This window comes from Daeguia caeni, from assembly GCF_042653845.1.
Lineage (GTDB): Bacteria > Pseudomonadota > Alphaproteobacteria > Rhizobiales > Rhizobiaceae > Brucella > Brucella caeni.
In genome coordinates, this window is sequence record NZ_JBHSEL010000120.1 from 1 (window position 1) to 15848 (window position 15848).

Consider the following 15848-nt stretch of genomic DNA (forward strand, 5'->3'; position numbering starts at 1 on the left):
AAACATAGAGAATCATAAACTACTGAAATCGCTCAACTTAATTTTCGGTCGGGCTCTAAGAATTCATTTTATACTTGATGGCATAAACATGAATTACGCCGTCGACAAAATTCACATAATTGATGAATTTAATACAGCTTCAAACGGAACGACCGTTACTTAAAAAGATCTTCGCCAGCTTTCCAGAAGCCGTAACAACGCCAAGATCATGAACAGCGTTATCTTCTGGAAAACAGCAGGCCAATGGTAGTGCCATGGGAGAGCGATCCTGAAAGCTGGAGCCGCTACGAGCCCAAATCAGAGGCAACGCCCACCCACTCAACACTCAAATCTGCTGCCCGTGCAGACGGAAAGAGGCCATCATGGAAAATACGGCAACGCCTGAGTCCCGGAAGTGCTGGAAAATTCCACGCACTTCTTTTGAGCGTATCGCAAATATCCATGACATACTGCCCCAAATGCATGGAGAGCAGACGATATCCGGCAAGTTCCATGGCCTCATTCGGAAGGCATACTACTGCCGGTATTCTCCGTTTTCTGGGCAGGTCTCTGCCCGGCAGGCTGGAAATCCGGCAGCCCTTTCTTCAGCTTTTCCTGGATCTTTGCCAGTTCTTCCGGTTCCGGATTTCCGGCAATGGCGTGGTTCCACTGGAACACCGCATCACGCAGACGACCAGTACGCCAATAGGCGTCGCCCAGATGATCATTGATGGTGGGATCCTCCGGTCGCAGCTTGACCGCCTTTTCAAGCTCGACCACCGCCTCATCATAGCGTCCAAGCTGATAATAGGCCCAACCCAGCGAATCCACGATATAGCCATCCTGCGGGCGCAGCTCGACCGCTTTCTTGATCATCTCCAGCGCTTCATGCAGGTTTTCATTGCGGTCAACCCATGAATAGCCAAGATAATTCAGCACCTGCGGCTGATCGGGATAAAGTTCCAGCGCCTTTCTGAAATTCGGCTCAGCCTTGTCCCATTGTTTCAGCCGTTCATAAGCAATGCCGCGCTGATAAAATACCGGCCAGTCCTTGCGTTCAGGCTTCCTGATCTGCTCGACAGCCGCATCATAGATCTTTGCCGCTTCGGCAAAATTCTTGTCCTGCGCATAGACACCGCCAAGCGCAAGATAGGTGCGGATGTCGGTCCTGTCGCGTTCAAGCAGGGTTTTGAGCTGCGCGATTGCCTCTTCCGTCCTGCCATTGTCAGCCAGATTGAGGGCGCGCTGCATCTCCGCATCGCGGCGATAAGGCGAATTTTCCGGTACACGCGCATAGAAATCGATCGCCTTGTCTGGCTGGCGCAGCTTGGCCGAAATATCGCCTAGCTGATAAAGCGTTGCGTCATGCCCCGGCCGCAGCGGCAGTGATATCTGCAGATAGAGCTTGGCAACCGCTTCAGCACCGCCGCGATTGACTGCCGTTCCCAGCGCATAGAGCATTTCAGCCGCGCCCTGCTGTGCCGTTTCGACAAGGCGCTTCATCTTCTTGCCGGCTTCTATGTTTTCGCGCAGTTCCGTAATGGCCAGGCGGCCATTGAGCAATTCCTCGGCCTCCTTCAGCAGGGCAATGGCACCTGCCTTGTCGCCCTGACGCAATTTGAACGCGGCATAGGACATGACCGCACGTTCATAGGTATCGGGCGCAACGCTTCCACCTGCGCGATCTTCCACCGCCTGCCGGTAAAACTCGTCAGCTTCCTTGTTGAGCCCGGCAATATCGGCAATCAGCGCCGCATTATAGGCACGAAACAGGCCATACCATTCCGGGCCGCTGATCCGGCGCACATCCTCCAGCGCCTGTTTTGGCTTGCCCTGACCAACCTTCGCCCAGGCCATCAGCAGGCTGCTGGCAAGCCGATCCATATCGGTTTGCACCGGCATGATCAGCAATGGGGCAACCTTGCGATATTGCTTGCGGGCAAGCGCATCAATGGCCAATGCCGTACGGGCAACACGATCGATATTGGGGGTGTCTTTCAGGTCTTCCGCAATGGGTTTAGCTTCCCTGAAGCGCCCTTCGGTCAGGAGAACCAGCAGCAGATCCTGCTTGAGCTGTTCATTTTCCGGATCAAAGGCCAGGGCCTGCAGAAAATATTCAACTGCAGTGCCGAGATCATTGTCTGATTCGGCAAGACGACCGGCAAGATAGGCGCCAGCAAAGGAGCCCGCAGCCGACACGACAGGTTTTGCCTCCTGCTGCGGCGTCTGCGCCGTTCTGGCAGAAGCCATGGTGTGCGGCACTGCAATGCCCGCCAGAAGCGAGAGAAGCAATGCATAAAGCGGACGATATTTCGATCCTTGCCGCATGAAGCCTGTCCTTGTCCTATGGGGCAATCCAGGTTTCCATAAACGCTGAATTGCCCTGACATGTTGTTTCATCGCAGTTCCGGGCAGAAAACCGGTTTCCACATTTCCCGGAGCTGCTCCCGCCCGCATACCCCCTGGGAATCGCGAGCCATTTTCTGGATCTGCATGTAAAGCATGGCCTTTTTGGGGATCTGTTGCCAGAAATCCGTCATCCTGCCCGGTTAATTGACACGGCTGATACAGAAATCGATCACCTCAATCAGCGCATCCTTTTCTGCGCTTGCCTTCAGGGGAGCCAAGGCATCGCGGGCAATTTCGCCGAAATGGCGCGCACGCTGCACCGTATCGGCAATAGCGCCATGACGCACCATCAGTGCCTGCGCCTTCTGCAGCGCGGCATCGTCATTCTCGCCCCCTTCAATCGCCTTTTTCCAGAAGGCACGCTCATCATCACTGCCGCGGCGATAGCTCAGAATGACCGGCAGGGTGATCTTGCCTTCGCGGAAATCATCACCGACATTCTTGCCGAGATCAGCCGCCGAGCCACCATAATCCAGCGCATCATCGACAAGCTGGAAGGCAAGGCCGAGATTGAGACCATAGGAGCGCAGCGCCACCCGGTCAGCGCGCGTGGCCCCGGCAATGATCGGGCCCACTTCGGCAGCAGCCGAAAAGAGAGCCGCCGTCTTGGCCTTGATGACGGCCAGATATTCGTCTTCCGTGGTTTCCATGTTCTTGGCGGCGGCAAGCTGCATGACCTCGCCTTCCGCAATGATGGATGCGGAAGTCGCCAGCACGTCGAGCGCCTCAAGCGAGCCTACATCGACCATCATCTTGAAGGCCTGGCCCAGCAGGAAGTCGCCAACCAGAACACTGGCCTGATTGCCCCAGATCATGCGCGCCGTGCTCTTGCCGCGACGCAGGTCGCTCTCATCCACCACATCATCATGCAGCAGCGTCGCCGTGTGCATGAATTCAACCGCCGTCGCCAGCCGGATATGGCCGTCGCCGGCATAATCGAACATGCGGGCAGAAGCGATGGTCATCATTGGACGCAGACGTTTGCCGCCCGATGAGATGAGGTGGTTGGCCACTTCCGGGATCATTTCGACATCGGAGCCTGCGCGCGCCAGAATCAATTCATTGACCCGCGCCATATCGGCCTTGGTGAGATTGATCAAAGGCTGCACCGAACCTTGCTGATTTTTCTTTCCGTCCAGATTCAGAACCACACCCAATGTCATTCTCCGCAGTCGATTAAGCGCCAAACAACGCAGTTAACGGCCATTTAGCATCATTGCCATACCTCATCCAAGGCAAAAGCAGGCCATACCTGATGATTGAATGCCTGTTCACCATTCCAGGAAGCGGTTGTCAATGCGGCTCAATCGCTTCACACTATGGCATGATCGAACTTATGCGCACCAACGATTCTGTCCTGCTGTCCTTTGCCGAAGCCTTGATGAAAGAAGGTGGTATCCCCTGTTTCATTGCCGACAGCAATATGAGCATCATCGAGGGCTCTCTTGGCATCCTGCCACGCAGGCTTCTGGTGGAGGAAGAACAGGGCGACAAGGCGCGGCGCATTTTGACCGAGGCAGGGCTCGGGCACGAATTGCACAATCCATGACGACACCACAATCCGATCTGCACGAAGACAATATACCGGAAACGCTGGATGTTTTTCATCGCGGCGCGTTTCATCTCGTCCAGCCGGCACTGAAAGGCCACCGCTCCGGCGTTGATGCGATGATTCTGGCAAGTGTCGTACCGACCGATTTTGCCGGCCGGGTGGTGGATCTCGGCAGCGGTGCCGGCGCTGCCGGGCTTGCGGTTGCTGCACGCTGCAAGAAGAGCCGGGTTCTCCTGGTGGAACGGTCGGAACTGATGGCACGCTTTGCGCGCAAAAGCGTGAACCATCCGCTCAATGCAGCATTGCAGCCCCGAATCGATGTGCTGGAGGCTGATGTCTCCCTGGCAGGCAAGGCGCGCATTGCAGCGGGGCTGAAAGACAATGATTTCGATTTCGCCATCATGAACCCGCCATTCAACGATGCCGCCGACCGGCGCACGCCGGATGCGCTGAAGGCGGAAGCCCATGTCATGCCGGAAGGCATGTTTGAAAAATGGGTGCGGACTGCAGCCGCCATTGTGCGCCCCGGCGGCGGGCTTGCCATCATCGCCCGTCCGGCCTCGCTGCAGGACATCCTGGCCGCCGTCGCCGGCCGCTTCGGGGGGCTGAAAATCCTGGCCGTCCATCCCCGGCCTGAAAAGGATGCGATCCGCATTGTCATTTCCGGCATACGCGGCAGCAGAGCCGGATTGTCTATCACGCCACCCCTCGTACTGCATGGCGAGGATGGCCATGGCTTCACCCCGCGGGCAGACGCCATCAACAATGGTCTGGCAAGCCTGTTCTGACCAATTTTGGCAATGAACAGTCGATTTTGATTGAAACACCGTCTTTCAGACAATAAGACTGTGATACTTCAGTTCGCAAGGAGGCAATCTTCGGGCAGTGCCGGATCTGCCCTCATCCCACATTGATTGGTATTTCATGACACACAACGCGACTTCAGCACGTCCTGTTTCCATCATGCGGCGTTTCCTCGACAGCGAGACCTCTGGCGGCATCATGTTGATGGCGGCTGCCGCTCTTGCATTGATCGTGACCAATTCGCCGCTGTCTCATGCCTATTTCGAAGCCCTGCACATCATGCTTGGGCCGCTCAGCCTGTCGCACTGGATCAATGACGCGCTGATGGCGGTGTTTTTCCTGCTGGTCGGTCTTGAGATCAAACGCGAAATTCTCGACGGCCAGCTGGCAAGCTGGCCGAACCGCATCCTGCCCGGCATTGCCGCGGCAGGCGGGGTGATCCTGCCTGCACTGATCTATACCGCTTTCAACTACCATGATCCGGTCAAGGCACGCGGCTGGGCCGTGCCTTCGGCAACCGATATCGCCTTTGCGCTTGGGGTTCTATCCCTGCTTGGCACGCGCGTGCCGGCCAGCCTGAAGGTCTTTCTTGCGACCCTTGCCATTCTCGATGATCTCGCCGCCGTGGTGATCATTGCGATCTTCTATACGTCAGAGCTTTCCATGCCCTATCTGGCGGCAGCCTTTGCGACATTCATCGTGCTGCTTGCCATGAACCGCATGGGCGTAATGAAACTTCTGCCCTATCTCATCGGCGGTGCGGTGCTGTGGTTCTTTGTGCTGAATTCCGGCGTGCATGCCACGGTTGCAGGCGTGGTGACAGCCCTGACGATCCCGCTCAACCCTGCCCCGGGCAAGCCGGATGACATGACATCGCCGCTGCACAGGCTGGAACATGCCCTGGCCAAGCCCGTTTCCTTCATCATCGTGCCGCTATTCGGTTTTGCCAATGCCGGCATTTCCTTTTCCGGTCTTAACGCCTCGGTCTTCGGCGACATGCTCACCCTTGGCGTCATGATCGGCCTGTTTGTCGGCAAACAACTTGGTGTCTTTGGCGCGGCATGGCTTGCGATCAAGACCGGCTTTGCAGAAAAGCCGGCAGGCGTCAGCTGGGCGCAGCTTTATGGCGTGGCGATCCTGTGCGGCATCGGCTTTACGATGAGTATCTTCATCGGCCTTCTATCGTTTCCGTCCGAATTCCTGCAGACTGAAACCAAGATCGGCGTTCTGTCCGGCTCGGCCCTGTCGGCGGTCATCGGCTATCTCATGCTACGGCTGATTACGACAACCAGGAAAGCATAAAACCACCAATAATTGTGGCGCAACACTTTACACCACCAAACAGCAATCCTTACATTGTCATCATATTTTTCGGAAAATTCTGGAGTTGATCTTGTTGGGATTGCTGACGCGTTTTGTTCCTCGCCGCTTTCGTTCTCAATCGCTTGAAATCCCTGTCGTTCGCCTGCATGGCATGATCATGTCAGGCGGCACGCCAATGCGGCCGGTATTGTCGCTCGCATCCGTGGCATCGGTTCTGGAAAAGGCTTTCAGCGACAAGGAGGCACCCGCCATTGCCATATCGCTGAATTCGCCCGGCGGATCACCGGTGCAGTCGCATCTGATTTACCGGCGCATTCGTGATCTCGCGGTCGAGAACAACAAGAAGGTCTATGTCTTTGTCGAAGATATCGCCGCATCTGGCGGCTATATGATTGCAACCGCAGGCGATGAAATCCATGCCGATCCTTCTTCCATTGTCGGCTCGATCGGTGTTGTTTCCGCCACCTTCGGCTTTACGGAACTGATGAAGAAGATCGGCGTCGAGCGTCGTGTCTATACGGCCGGCGACAACAAGGTGACGCTTGATCCCTTCCTGCCGGAAAAGCAGGATGATGTGGAACGACTGAAGGCGCTGCAGCAGGATGTGCATCAGACCTTCATCAATCTCGTCAAGGAACGTCGCGGCTCAAGACTGGCCGATAATCCCGACCTCTTCACCGGTCAGTTCTGGACAGGCGTCAGATCCCTGCAGCTTGGCCTGATCGATGGACTGGGTGACATGCGCTCGGTCCTGCGCAAACAATATGGCCCCAAGGTCAAGCTCAAGCTCATTCATGCCCAGCGCGGTCTGCTTGGACAGAAACTGCCGGGCGTCAGCCTGAAGCTCGATGAAAGCAACGCGGCAGATATTGCCGCCCAGCTTGGCCACGGGCTGGCCGCGGTTGCGGAAGAAAAAACGCTTTGGGCCCGTTATGGGCTTTGAATTCCATCCTTCCGCCATGATATGCTGAAAGAGAAGAGGCGGATTTCTGCCTCTTCAGTCTCATCAGGACAACAATTGCGTCCGGGAAACGTTTCCGGAGCATGCCGCCGAAGGATAAAGGCCATGCCACAGCTTATCTTCCTGCTGCTGATCGCCATTGCCGCATGGTACGGCTACCGCTCCTTCAAGCGGGAGGCTGCACGCGTATCACAGCGTGTACGCCGGGCTGAAAAGGAAGCACAGAACCGTGCGCATGGAACCTTGGTGCAGGACCCCAAAACCGGCGAATATTACGTCAGCAAAGACTGACCCTTCGACAGCGGATAGGGGTTGAACATACCCATGAACACCACCCGTTGCGCAAGCCCTGCGACGGCAAACCCGCGCCCCGGAAAACTGTGCCCGTTAAGCCCACGCATGGAATGGCTTGCGCCCGCCAAGATCAATCTTGCACTGCATGTTACCGGGCAGCGCGCGGATGGCTATCATCTGCTCGACATGCTGGTGGTCTTCGCCTGTGATGGCGACCGCATCATCGTCTCGCCAGCGGATCACGACAGTTTCACTGTCTCTGGCCGTTTTGCTGCGGCTGTTCCAACCGATGAGCGCAATCTGGTCATCCGTGCGCGCGATGCATTACGCGCGCAAGCGCCCGGCACAGCAACACCCGTTGCCATTCACCTTGAGAAAAACCTGCCCATTGCAGCCGGCATTGGCGGCGGCTCCAGCGATGCGGCCGCAACCATGCTGGCGCTGAATGCATATTGGCAGCTTGGCCTGTCATTCGACACCTTGCTTGCAATCGGCCTGACGCTTGGGGCAGATCTGCCCATGTGCCTGCACGGCGCGGCCAGGGGCACTCCAGTTCTGGCGCGCGGCATTGGCGAGGATTTAAGCCATGTGGATGCATTGCCAGCCCTGTCCATGCTTCTGGTCAATGACGGCACGCCACTTGCCACGCCTGACGTCTTCCGCACGCTCAACAAGCGCGACAATCCCGCGCTCGAACCGCCACGCCTCGACAGCACTGACGCGCTGTTTCGCTATCTTGCCAATACACGCAACGACCTGCTGCCCGCAGCCCTGACAATCGCACCGCATATTGCCGATGTGCTCGCACTGTTGCGCGATATAGGGGCTGATCATGCCCAGATGTCTGGATCAGGCGCGACCTGCTTTGCGCTGTTTCGTGATCCGCAGGCTGCAAGGCAGGCGGCAGAAAAGCTTGCCGCGCAAAAGCCGGACTGGTTCATCGCCGCAACAATGACCATTGCTTCAGACAAAAGATGAATATCAAGGTACTGCCAAAACGACCTGCTTCAGGCGGATTGGCTTCAGCCGTTGCGGCATATCCTCAAGCTTCACGCCATCCCGCAACAGGGACACGAATTGCTGGCGCTCGATGAGCAGGCCAGCATCAAGCTTTCGCTTCGTGCCGAACAATTGCAGCAATCCGCCCAGCCTCCCGTCATGGGATGTCATGAATTGCGCCGGCCCTTTATGCTTTTCGACATGCATGCGCACCCTGTCTACCCAGCCATCCGGCAACAGTGCGCCCGGCTGCAGAATGAGCAACCAAGGCGCATTCAGACCTGTAACCGCGCACTCGATCTCTGCTGCAGGGTGAAACGAACAGCCCGCCCCTTCCGCAACAAGTGCCGTATCATCCGTTGAACCAGAATCAATGACGGCAACGCGCCGCACCAAGCCATCAACCACTGCCGGCACCAGCGTCGCCAGACTATGGGCCAAGAGCCTTTCAGAATTATCGGTGGGGAAAATCACAGCGAGCATATGCTTTTCTTATAACAATCCGTCCCGATCGCCAAGCAGCATATGTTCTTGCTTTGTTCTCGTTCTTGGCCTATTTTGTTTTATCGGATGTGAGTCGAATGATCGCCTCAGGAGATGACGATGGACGTGATACTTCAGGCAGACAAGATCGCTTTTGCCAATGGTGCGGGTACTGATCGCGCCAGCCTTGCCAATGCGCTCGTCACTGAAGCGGGATTGCGCATTGATCATTCAAGGCGGCGTGGTCGGGGAGCGGGTCTCAACCCATCTGGCCGGTTTGAAACCGAAACACGCCACGTCTTTGATGATGGCTGGATGACGCTTGAGGAGCTTGAGCCGTTCAAGACTGAAGTCCAGATTGAAAAGCCACGCACCATCATCACGCGCAACGACTCGCCTGATATCAATTTCGACCGTTCGATCAATCCTTATCGCGGCTGCGAACATGGCTGCATCTATTGCTTCGCACGGCCCACGCACAGCTATATGGGCCTGTCGGCGGGGCTTGATTTTGAAGCCAGGCTCTTTGCCAAGCCGGATGCCCCGCGCCTGCTTGAACGTGAGCTGGCAAAACCGGGCTACCAGCCCAAGCCAATAGCCATCGGCACCAATACCGATCCTTATCAGCCGATCGAACGCAAATGGCGCATCATGCGCGACATTCTGGACGTGCTGGCAGCAGCCAACCATCCGGTTGTCATCGTCACCAAATCGGCACTGGTGACGCGCGACATCGACATCCTGTCCCGCATGGCCGAAAAGGGCCTTGCCAAGGTGGCGCTTTCTGTCACGACGCTGGATGCACATCTGGCGCGATCCATGGAGCCCCGGGCCTCTACCCCCACCTTGCGGCTGCAGGCGATTCGCAAGCTTTCCGAGGCCGGCATTCCCACATCCGTCATGATGGGGCCAGTTATCCCGGCCATCAATGACCATGAGATAGAACGCATTCTGGATGCAGCCTATGCACAGGGCGCGCGTGAGGCCGGCTATGTGCTGTTGCGCCTGCCCTACGAGGTCGCCCCGCTGTTCAAGGACTGGCTTTTGCGCAATTACCCCGACCGCTATCGTCATGTCATGTCCCTGGTGCGTTCCATGCGCGATGGCAAGGATTATGACGCCGAATGGGGCAAGCGCATGCGCGGCACCGGCCCCTATGCCTGGGCCATCGGCCGCCGTTTTGAAATGGCCGCGCGCAAGCTGGGCTTCAACCGTCAACGACTACGCCTGCGGACCGATCTGTTTGCGCCGATTGAAAAGGGTGGAAAACAGCTTTCGCTTTTCTGAGCTTTCCGGTCATGACTGCGAACCGTTTTGTTTCGGAATATGCAATGAACACTGAATAAGGCCCCGTTTACCCGCCACACCTCTTGCCGGGGCCTTGCGGAGAATTGGAAGCAGTGACAGCATCGCCACCTCATGACCAGTCCTGCTTCTGATTCTCCGCTTCTTTTTGAACTCACCCTTGCGCCCGATTTTTCGGAAGAAAAACGGCTCAACATGCGCGGCTTTCGTCTCGTCGCAGGCATTGATGAAGCAGGACGAGGACCACTGGCAGGCCCGGTGGTTGCCGCTGCCGTGATCCTTGATCCTGACAACCTGCCAAGCGGGCTTGATGATTCCAAACGGCTGAGTGCAGCCCGACGCAATCAGCTGTTTGACACGATCCTGACATCAGCCTTGGCGGTATCGGTTGCCTCTGTTTGCGCACGTGGCATTGATGCGTCAGACATTCGCAAGGCCGCACTTGAGGCAATGCGCCGTGCCGCAACAGGGTTGCCCCTGCTCCCGGATCATGCCCTGATTGACGGGCGTGATATGCCGCCCCACCTTCCCTGCCCGGGCCTTGCGCTCGTCAAGGGCGATCAACGCTCTTTGTCCATCGCCGCCGCCTCCATCATTGCCAAGGTCAGCCGTGATCGCATGATGGAACAGGCAGGAGCGGTTCATCCAGCCTATGGCTTTGAAGTTCATGCCGGCTATGGCACAGCCCGCCATCGCAAGGCGATTGAAACGAATGGTCCCGTCGAAGCTTTGCACCGCTATAGTTTCGCACCAATCAAGGGCCGCTTCACCCGGCATAAGCAATAGCGCTGCCAGTCATATGCACATTTCAAGCGCGCTTGCCTCAGTGTGCTTCCTGATTCCGCACGCGATCCAGTTTCAGCCTGTGCCGTTTACAAGCCCTGGACAGGCCACAGCAATTCAGATTTTCACGGAAACGGCGATTGCTCTAACTGCCAGTTTTCCGCAGTTGCGGGCGGGAAACTCGTTCCCACCTTTCCTGGAACTGCTCGTGATACCCTAAACAAAAACGCTGCCCAAAAGGGCAGCGTTTTCATGAATTCCATTTCTGCTTCTGCGGCTCAGTTCAGATTGGTCTTGACCTGTGCCAGGGCATCCTTGAACAGCTTGCCGGCGGCTGCACCATCGACCTTTTCGGCGATGACCTTGCCTGCAGCGGCAACAGCCAGATCAACAGCCGTCGCACGGACGGCATTGACAGCATCGGCTTCAGCGGTTGCAATCTTCTCTTCAGCCAGCTTGTTGCGGCGGGCAACGTATTCTTCCGTCGCACGCTTTGCTTCTTCAAGCAGGCTCTTGGCTTCACGCTCGGCAGCAGCAACGATGTCGCTTGCTTCCTTTTCGGCTTCCTTGCGCTTGCGATGATATTCAGCAAGAAGCTGCTGAGCTTCCTCGCGCAGCGAACGAGCTTCTTCCAGTTCCTTCTTGATGCGTTCGGCGCGTTCATCGAGCGCGCGGGCGACCATGGATGGAACCTTCAGATAAACGACAATCGCCAGGAAGATGATAAGGCTTACGAGAGCCCAAAATGTTGCGTCCATTTTCCTCTCCTCAGGCGTTCGCTGCCTTGACGGCCTTTACGGCCTCGACAACTGCGGCCTTGTCAGCCTTGCCGCCGAGCAGCTGCTCAACGATTGCAGCAGTCGTGTCTTCAGCAATATTGCCAACGTCGTTCATGGCCTTGGCCTTGATGGCGGCAATACGTTCTTCAGCTTCCTTGAGCTTCTTCTCAAGAGCAGCTTCGGCAGCCGCACGTTCAGCATCGGCTTCGCCCTTGGCCTTGTCACGGGCAGCCCCGGCAATCGAAGCAGCCTTGATACGGGCCTGGGCAAGCTCCTGCTCATAGGCAGCGATGGCATTGTCTGCATCCTGCTTGAGACGGGCAGCCTGCTCAAGATCCTGCGCAATGCGATCACGGCGGGTTTCGATCACACCACCGATACGCGGCAGAACCACGCGCGACATGAATAGATAGAAAAGCCCGAAGGTGATAGCCAACCACAGAAGCTGCGAAGCGAAGTGGGTGGAATCGAACGGAGGAAACACGCCGCCGTGTCCGGCGTCATGTGCAACTCCGGTTTCGGTGTGCACTGCACCGGCAGTACCGGTAGCGCCGTGCTCGCCCGCTGATGGAGCCGATTCTGGGCTCGCCTCATTCGTCGGATGCGATTCGGTGGCGGTTTGGGCAAAAGCCGTGGACACGAACATCCAGTTTCCCCTTTGACTCAGGCGTCACATGCAAAGGCCAGCCGCTCCAGCACCTTGTTTGACCTGAACCTGTCGCTTCTGGCGACAGGTTCAATCAGCGCTTGGCGGCGGGCCAGATTCCCAAAGCTGTCGATTAAACAGCGAAGAGGAGCAGAAGCGCGATGAGCAGAGAGAAAATGCCCAGAGCTTCCGTAACAGCGAAACCGAACACCAGACGGCCAAACTGGCTGTCTGCAGCAGACGGGTTGCGCAGTGCGCCAGAGAGGTAGTTACCGAAGATGTTACCGAGGCCAAGAGCCGTACCGGCCATACCGAAACAGGCGAGACCGGCGCCGATGAACTTTGCTGCTTCCGCTTCCATGTTAAGCTCCTTTTGGATTGAATTTGTGCGGATTTCTGTTCTGGCGGAAACCCGCCGGCGAGAACCTTTAGTGACCCGGATGTACTGCGTCGTTAATGTACATGCAGGTTAGAACGGTGAAAACATAAGCCTGGAGGAAAGCCACCAGGAATTCGAGTGCGGTGATCGCGACCGTCATGATCAGCGGCAGAACTGCACCACCAACACCGATCGGACCGAGCGCGGCCAACGACACAACGAAGCCAGCGAAAACCTTGAGCGTGATGTGGCCTGCAAGCATGTTCGCAAAAAGACGAACCGACAGGCTGATCGGACGCGACAGGAACGAGATAACTTCAATCGCAACAACCAGCGGCACGATGATGCCCGGCACACCACTCGGCACGAACAGTTTCAGGAAACCAAAACCGTGCTTGTAGAAGCCATAGACGATAACCGTACCAATGACGAGAACCGCCAGCGCGAAAGTCACGATGATCTGGCTTGTTACCGTATAGAAATACGGGAACAGGCCAAGGAAATTGGCAACCAGAACGAACATGAACAGAGAGAAGACGAAGGGGAAGAACTTCATACCCTTCGACCCGGCCGAATCTCGCAGGCTTGTCGCTACAAATTCATAGGCCATTTCCGAAACCGACTGCAGCCGGCTTGGGATCAGACCACGGCTGGAGGAGGTCAGATAAAGAAAACCCGACGCCGCAACAACGGTTGCAACCATGAAGGCGGATACGTTCGTGAACGAGAGGTCCACACCACCAACATCGATGGGAATCCACCGGGAAACCTGGAACTGATGGATCGGATCGTTCGACACCTTAACCTCGCCTGTCTTCCCTGCCCAAAGGCGTTTCCATATCGAGCCAGAGCTCGCTGCATTCACTAGACGGACAACAACAACTTGTGAAGCCCGTCAATATCAATTCTTTTCGTCCTCTTTCGTCGCAGACTTAATGTTGCCACTTTCAGCAACATATCCTGCCGCACGAAGAACGTTGAGCGTGCCAGCCGCAAAGCCCAGCAGGAGAAAGACAATCATCCCCCAGGGCGATGTGCCGGCAAAACGATCCAACGACCAACCGATCACGCCACCAACCACGACGCCGGCGATAAATTCGCTCGACAGCTTCATGGCCTGTGCAACCGAGCCGGATCTTTCAGACCGCTCACCCTCGGGAACCGGCTGCCTCAAGGCCCCCTTCCTGGTCAGTTCGACCTCAAGACGGCTCAAACGCTGTTCCAGCTCCCCGGAATTGGGCTTACCCCCCGCATCCTTGACCGCACCGGATGGCTTTCCGGGTTCTGCCCCGCGTGCCATTCGCAGCTCCTTTTTGCAAGAAATACGGAGTTTTCAACCCCATTTCCAAGTTGCGCGCAACATATTGACACGTCGCGCGCTAGTCAAGGCAGTCGTGCAGGTGCTCCAAAAGGTTTTTTTTCAAAAAAAATCAGAAACTTAACCCGTGGTGCGACTCATTTTCCAACCAAAGGCTGCCGCTGAAGGGCGAATCCGCGCCCAATCAGCTCCATCCGCCGCCATAAGTTCGATAGAAAACATGCAGGCCGATCCTGGTAACTTTCTTCATTGTCGGCGCCCAGAATGGCTTCACATAAGTGGCATGATAATGCGTTGCCGAACCCACTTCCGGCAGCCAGATCTGTCCGGCCGTAACGGTTTTTGCCACCTGTTGCGCCAGGCGCCATTGCGCCATTTCCGTGACGCGGTGCTTCTGCCCGTCACAGGCAAACGAGAACTGGCAGGCATTGAGCCAGTCACGATTCTGATAGACCACCTTGCAGATCGTATCGGGATAGGCCGGATTGCGCACGCGGTTGAGCACCACCTGCGCCACGGCAACCTGCCCCTTCACGCTTTCACCGCGCGCCTCAAAATAGACGGCTTCGGCGAGGCATTTCTGCTCTGCCTTGGAAAAGACCGAAGGCGGCAATGGTGTTGCCGCCCAATCATGGTCATCCGCGCTGATGGGTGGCACGAACCGACCCTCCCCGGCCTGCGGGGTCAGGATGCTGTCGAAAGGCGACGTCCTGCCATAGTCGGGCTTTGCCGCCGCATAGCCAAGGGCCAGAATATCGGGCCGGTCATTATTGATCAGCTTGGCCAGCTGCACCGGCAAATCATTCTTCGGCTTCGGTGGCTCAACACGATGGAAGGCCATGGCTATGCTGACTTCCTTGCCCTCGATCCGCGATTTGGCAAGCTTCATTCTCTTGCTGGCCTTTTCCTGCGGCAGCGTGATCATGCTGACCCGCTCGAACATGCTGCCAGCAGTAAAGGCCTTGGCCGGCGCCTTCAGCCTGACGGAAATGATGCGATCGGTCTTGTCGGCGCGGCTGATGCGGTTTTCGTCCGGATCGGGATCATCAACACCCAGCTTGACCGATTTCCTGCCACCCGCCAGCGCAACACGGCCAATGCCCGGAAGTTCAACACCATTATCCGTAATGCTGCCCGTGATGGCTGCAGCGTCCACAAATGGCGCCTCGGCCTGATGCAATGATCCGACGGGTGCCTTGGTAACATAGGCCGTCCAGCGTTGCTGCTTCAGTGCGGCCGCAGGCACGATGCTTGCAACATCCTGAAGCGCGATCACATTGGAATTGAACAGAAAGGCAGCCATGGCAAGCACCAAAGGCGCTGCACGATGTGGTTTGCGCGCAACCTGACGCGGCTTTGCGCGCACGGCATAATAGCGCCCGTCTTCCGGGCAATAGCCCGTGACTGGATAGTGCCAGACTGGCTCAGCAGCGGCCCTCGAACGGCCGAAAAGTGCTCGCAGTGACACAAAACGCACCGGAATACTCCACTCGCAACTCAAACCTTATGTTGCAGACAATGAAGTATTAACCTTGATGTATGGTTAACAAATCCCTGTTTACCTTTTGAAAACCATTGTTAATTTTCCGTAAACCAGAAAAATGAACAATAATTTTCAAGTATTTGTTGAGCCCTCGCTGCACATTTTACAGGCATGAAATTCACTCCGCCAAAGCAGAACCATTTCTGTTTTCACATGACCACACAAAACCTGGCCATGATGCACCCAATCCAGAACTATCGGATTTCGTGCACCAAGGCATTGTTGAATCATGACAAACGCAGCCTTCCTGCCTGATCATCATTGCAGAAGCGTTCTTCGGCCACGAATGCA

Annotated in this window: 17 protein-coding genes; 8 read left to right on the top strand and 9 right to left on the bottom strand. The window is 56.5% G+C overall.

All coding sequences use genetic code 11. From position 1 onward, the window contains the following. Positions 1–498: 498 nt before the first annotated feature. Together ACFO1V_RS12460 and ACFO1V_RS12465 are read right to left on the bottom strand one after the other, a co-directional pair. A complete protein-coding gene (locus tag ACFO1V_RS12460; protein ID WP_374833189.1) occupies positions 499–2229 on the bottom strand; it encodes a tetratricopeptide repeat protein in 1731 nt (576 codons plus the stop codon). A gap of 299 nt (positions 2230–2528) precedes the next feature. Next, positions 2529–3545 carry a polyprenyl synthetase family protein gene (locus ACFO1V_RS12465; RefSeq protein ID WP_374833098.1) on the bottom strand — a complete coding sequence of 339 codons (1017 nt, stop codon included), beginning with the start codon at positions 3543–3545 and terminating at the stop codon, positions 2529–2531. Positions 3546–3712: 167 nt separating this feature from the next. On the opposite strand from ACFO1V_RS12465, the gene ACFO1V_RS12470 reads away from it, so the two are divergent. The 6 genes from ACFO1V_RS12470 to ACFO1V_RS12495 all read left to right on the top strand — a co-directional run bounded on the left by ACFO1V_RS12470 (position 3713) and on the right by ACFO1V_RS12495 (position 8300). Then, on the top strand, positions 3713–3937 hold the full coding sequence (locus tag ACFO1V_RS12470) for a putative signal transducing protein (protein WP_374833100.1): 225 nt from the start codon (positions 3713–3715) through the stop codon (positions 3935–3937). Beyond that, positions 3934–4728, top strand: a complete 795-nt coding sequence (locus ACFO1V_RS12475) for a tRNA1(Val) (adenine(37)-N6)-methyltransferase (protein WP_374833102.1) — start codon at positions 3934–3936, stop codon at positions 4726–4728. The genes ACFO1V_RS12470 and ACFO1V_RS12475 overlap by 4 nt, the downstream gene beginning before the upstream one ends. Positions 4729–4864: 136 nt before the next feature. Then, complete coding sequence (nhaA, locus tag ACFO1V_RS12480) at positions 4865–6046, top strand: Na+/H+ antiporter NhaA (protein ID WP_374833104.1); 1182 nt, start codon at positions 4865–4867, stop codon at positions 6044–6046. Positions 6047–6137: 91 nt separating this feature from the next. Continuing rightward, complete coding sequence (locus ACFO1V_RS12485) at positions 6138–7010, top strand: S49 family peptidase (protein ID WP_374833106.1); 873 nt, start codon at positions 6138–6140, stop codon at positions 7008–7010. Between the two features lie 123 nt (positions 7011–7133). Next, positions 7134–7319 carry a hypothetical protein gene (locus tag ACFO1V_RS12490; protein WP_374833108.1) on the top strand — a complete coding sequence of 62 codons (186 nt, stop codon included), beginning with the start codon at positions 7134–7136 and terminating at the stop codon, positions 7317–7319. A 108-nt stretch (positions 7320–7427) separates the two neighbouring features. Next, positions 7428–8300, top strand: coding sequence for a 4-(cytidine 5'-diphospho)-2-C-methyl-D-erythritol kinase (locus ACFO1V_RS12495; RefSeq protein WP_374833191.1), 873 nt, complete (start codon positions 7428–7430; stop codon positions 8298–8300). Positions 8301–8303: 3 nt separating this feature from the next. On the opposite strand, the gene ACFO1V_RS12500 is transcribed toward ACFO1V_RS12495, so the two are convergent. Then, a complete protein-coding gene (locus tag ACFO1V_RS12500) occupies positions 8304–8804 on the bottom strand; it encodes a glycosyl transferase (RefSeq protein ID WP_374833110.1) in 501 nt (166 codons plus the stop codon). A 120-nt stretch (positions 8805–8924) separates the two neighbouring features. On the opposite strand from ACFO1V_RS12500, the gene ACFO1V_RS12505 reads away from it, so the two are divergent. Both ACFO1V_RS12505 and ACFO1V_RS12510 read left to right on the top strand, forming a co-directional pair. Beyond that, positions 8925–10091: a PA0069 family radical SAM protein gene (locus ACFO1V_RS12505; RefSeq protein WP_374833112.1), complete on the top strand. Its 1167-nt coding sequence runs from the start codon at positions 8925–8927 to the stop codon at positions 10089–10091. A 132-nt stretch (positions 10092–10223) separates the two neighbouring features. Beyond that, entirely contained in the window at positions 10224–10895 is a 672-nt protein-coding gene (locus ACFO1V_RS12510) for a ribonuclease HII (RefSeq protein WP_374833114.1), read from the top strand. Between the two features lie 275 nt (positions 10896–11170). On the opposite strand, the gene ACFO1V_RS12515 is transcribed toward ACFO1V_RS12510, so the two are convergent. The 6 genes from ACFO1V_RS12515 to ACFO1V_RS12540 form a co-directional block, all read right to left on the bottom strand. After that, positions 11171–11650: a F0F1 ATP synthase subunit B gene (locus ACFO1V_RS12515; RefSeq protein WP_374833116.1), complete on the bottom strand. Its 480-nt coding sequence runs from the start codon at positions 11648–11650 to the stop codon at positions 11171–11173. A 10-nt stretch (positions 11651–11660) separates the two neighbouring features. Further along, positions 11661–12317 (bottom strand): F0F1 ATP synthase subunit B, encoded by a 657-nt coding sequence (locus ACFO1V_RS12520; RefSeq protein ID WP_374833118.1) that lies wholly within the window; start codon positions 12315–12317, stop codon positions 11661–11663. Between the two features lie 133 nt (positions 12318–12450). After that, positions 12451–12678 (bottom strand): F0F1 ATP synthase subunit C, encoded by a 228-nt coding sequence (locus ACFO1V_RS12525; RefSeq protein WP_046796018.1) that lies wholly within the window; start codon positions 12676–12678, stop codon positions 12451–12453. Positions 12679–12745: 67 nt separating this feature from the next. Next, a complete protein-coding gene (locus ACFO1V_RS12530) occupies positions 12746–13495 on the bottom strand; it encodes a F0F1 ATP synthase subunit A (protein ID WP_374833121.1) in 750 nt (249 codons plus the stop codon). A 102-nt stretch (positions 13496–13597) separates the two neighbouring features. After that, a complete protein-coding gene (locus tag ACFO1V_RS12535) occupies positions 13598–13996 on the bottom strand; it encodes an AtpZ/AtpI family protein (RefSeq protein ID WP_374833123.1) in 399 nt (132 codons plus the stop codon). Positions 13997–14198: 202 nt separating this feature from the next. Then, on the bottom strand, positions 14199–15491 hold the full coding sequence (locus ACFO1V_RS12540; RefSeq protein ID WP_374833125.1) for a cell wall hydrolase: 1293 nt from the start codon (positions 15489–15491) through the stop codon (positions 14199–14201). Between the last annotated feature and the right edge of the window lie 357 nt (positions 15492–15848).

Bases quoted from the DNA above. Each gene is read 5' to 3' on its own strand.
- ACFO1V_RS12525 (WP_046796018.1), bottom strand. From the start codon at position 12,678: ATGGAAGCGGAAGCAGCAAAGTTCATCGGCGCCGGTCTCGCCTGTTTC.
- ACFO1V_RS12460 (WP_374833189.1), bottom strand. From the start codon at position 2,229: ATGGCTTCTGCCAGAACGGCGCAGACGCCGCAGCAGGAGGCAAAACCT.
- ACFO1V_RS12505 (WP_374833112.1), top strand. From the start codon at position 8,925: ATGGACGTGATACTTCAGGCAGACAAGATCGCTTTTGCCAATGGTGCG.
- nhaA (WP_374833104.1), top strand. From the start codon at position 4,865: ATGACACACAACGCGACTTCAGCACGTCCTGTTTCCATCATGCGGCGT.
- ACFO1V_RS12535 (WP_374833123.1), bottom strand. From the start codon at position 13,996: ATGGCACGCGGGGCAGAACCCGGAAAGCCATCCGGTGCGGTCAAGGAT.
- ACFO1V_RS12475 (WP_374833102.1), top strand. From the start codon at position 3,934: ATGACGACACCACAATCCGATCTGCACGAAGACAATATACCGGAAACG.
- ACFO1V_RS12520 (WP_374833118.1), bottom strand. From the start codon at position 12,317: ATGTTCGTGTCCACGGCTTTTGCCCAAACCGCCACCGAATCGCATCCG.
- ACFO1V_RS12515 (WP_374833116.1), bottom strand. From the start codon at position 11,650: ATGGACGCAACATTTTGGGCTCTCGTAAGCCTTATCATCTTCCTGGCG.
- ACFO1V_RS12500 (WP_374833110.1), bottom strand. From the start codon at position 8,804: ATGCTCGCTGTGATTTTCCCCACCGATAATTCTGAAAGGCTCTTGGCC.
- ACFO1V_RS12510 (WP_374833114.1), top strand. From the start codon at position 10,224: ATGACCAGTCCTGCTTCTGATTCTCCGCTTCTTTTTGAACTCACCCTT.
- ACFO1V_RS12470 (WP_374833100.1), top strand. From the start codon at position 3,713: ATGATCGAACTTATGCGCACCAACGATTCTGTCCTGCTGTCCTTTGCC.
- ACFO1V_RS12495 (WP_374833191.1), top strand. From the start codon at position 7,428: ATGGAATGGCTTGCGCCCGCCAAGATCAATCTTGCACTGCATGTTACC.
- ACFO1V_RS12490 (WP_374833108.1), top strand. From the start codon at position 7,134: ATGCCACAGCTTATCTTCCTGCTGCTGATCGCCATTGCCGCATGGTAC.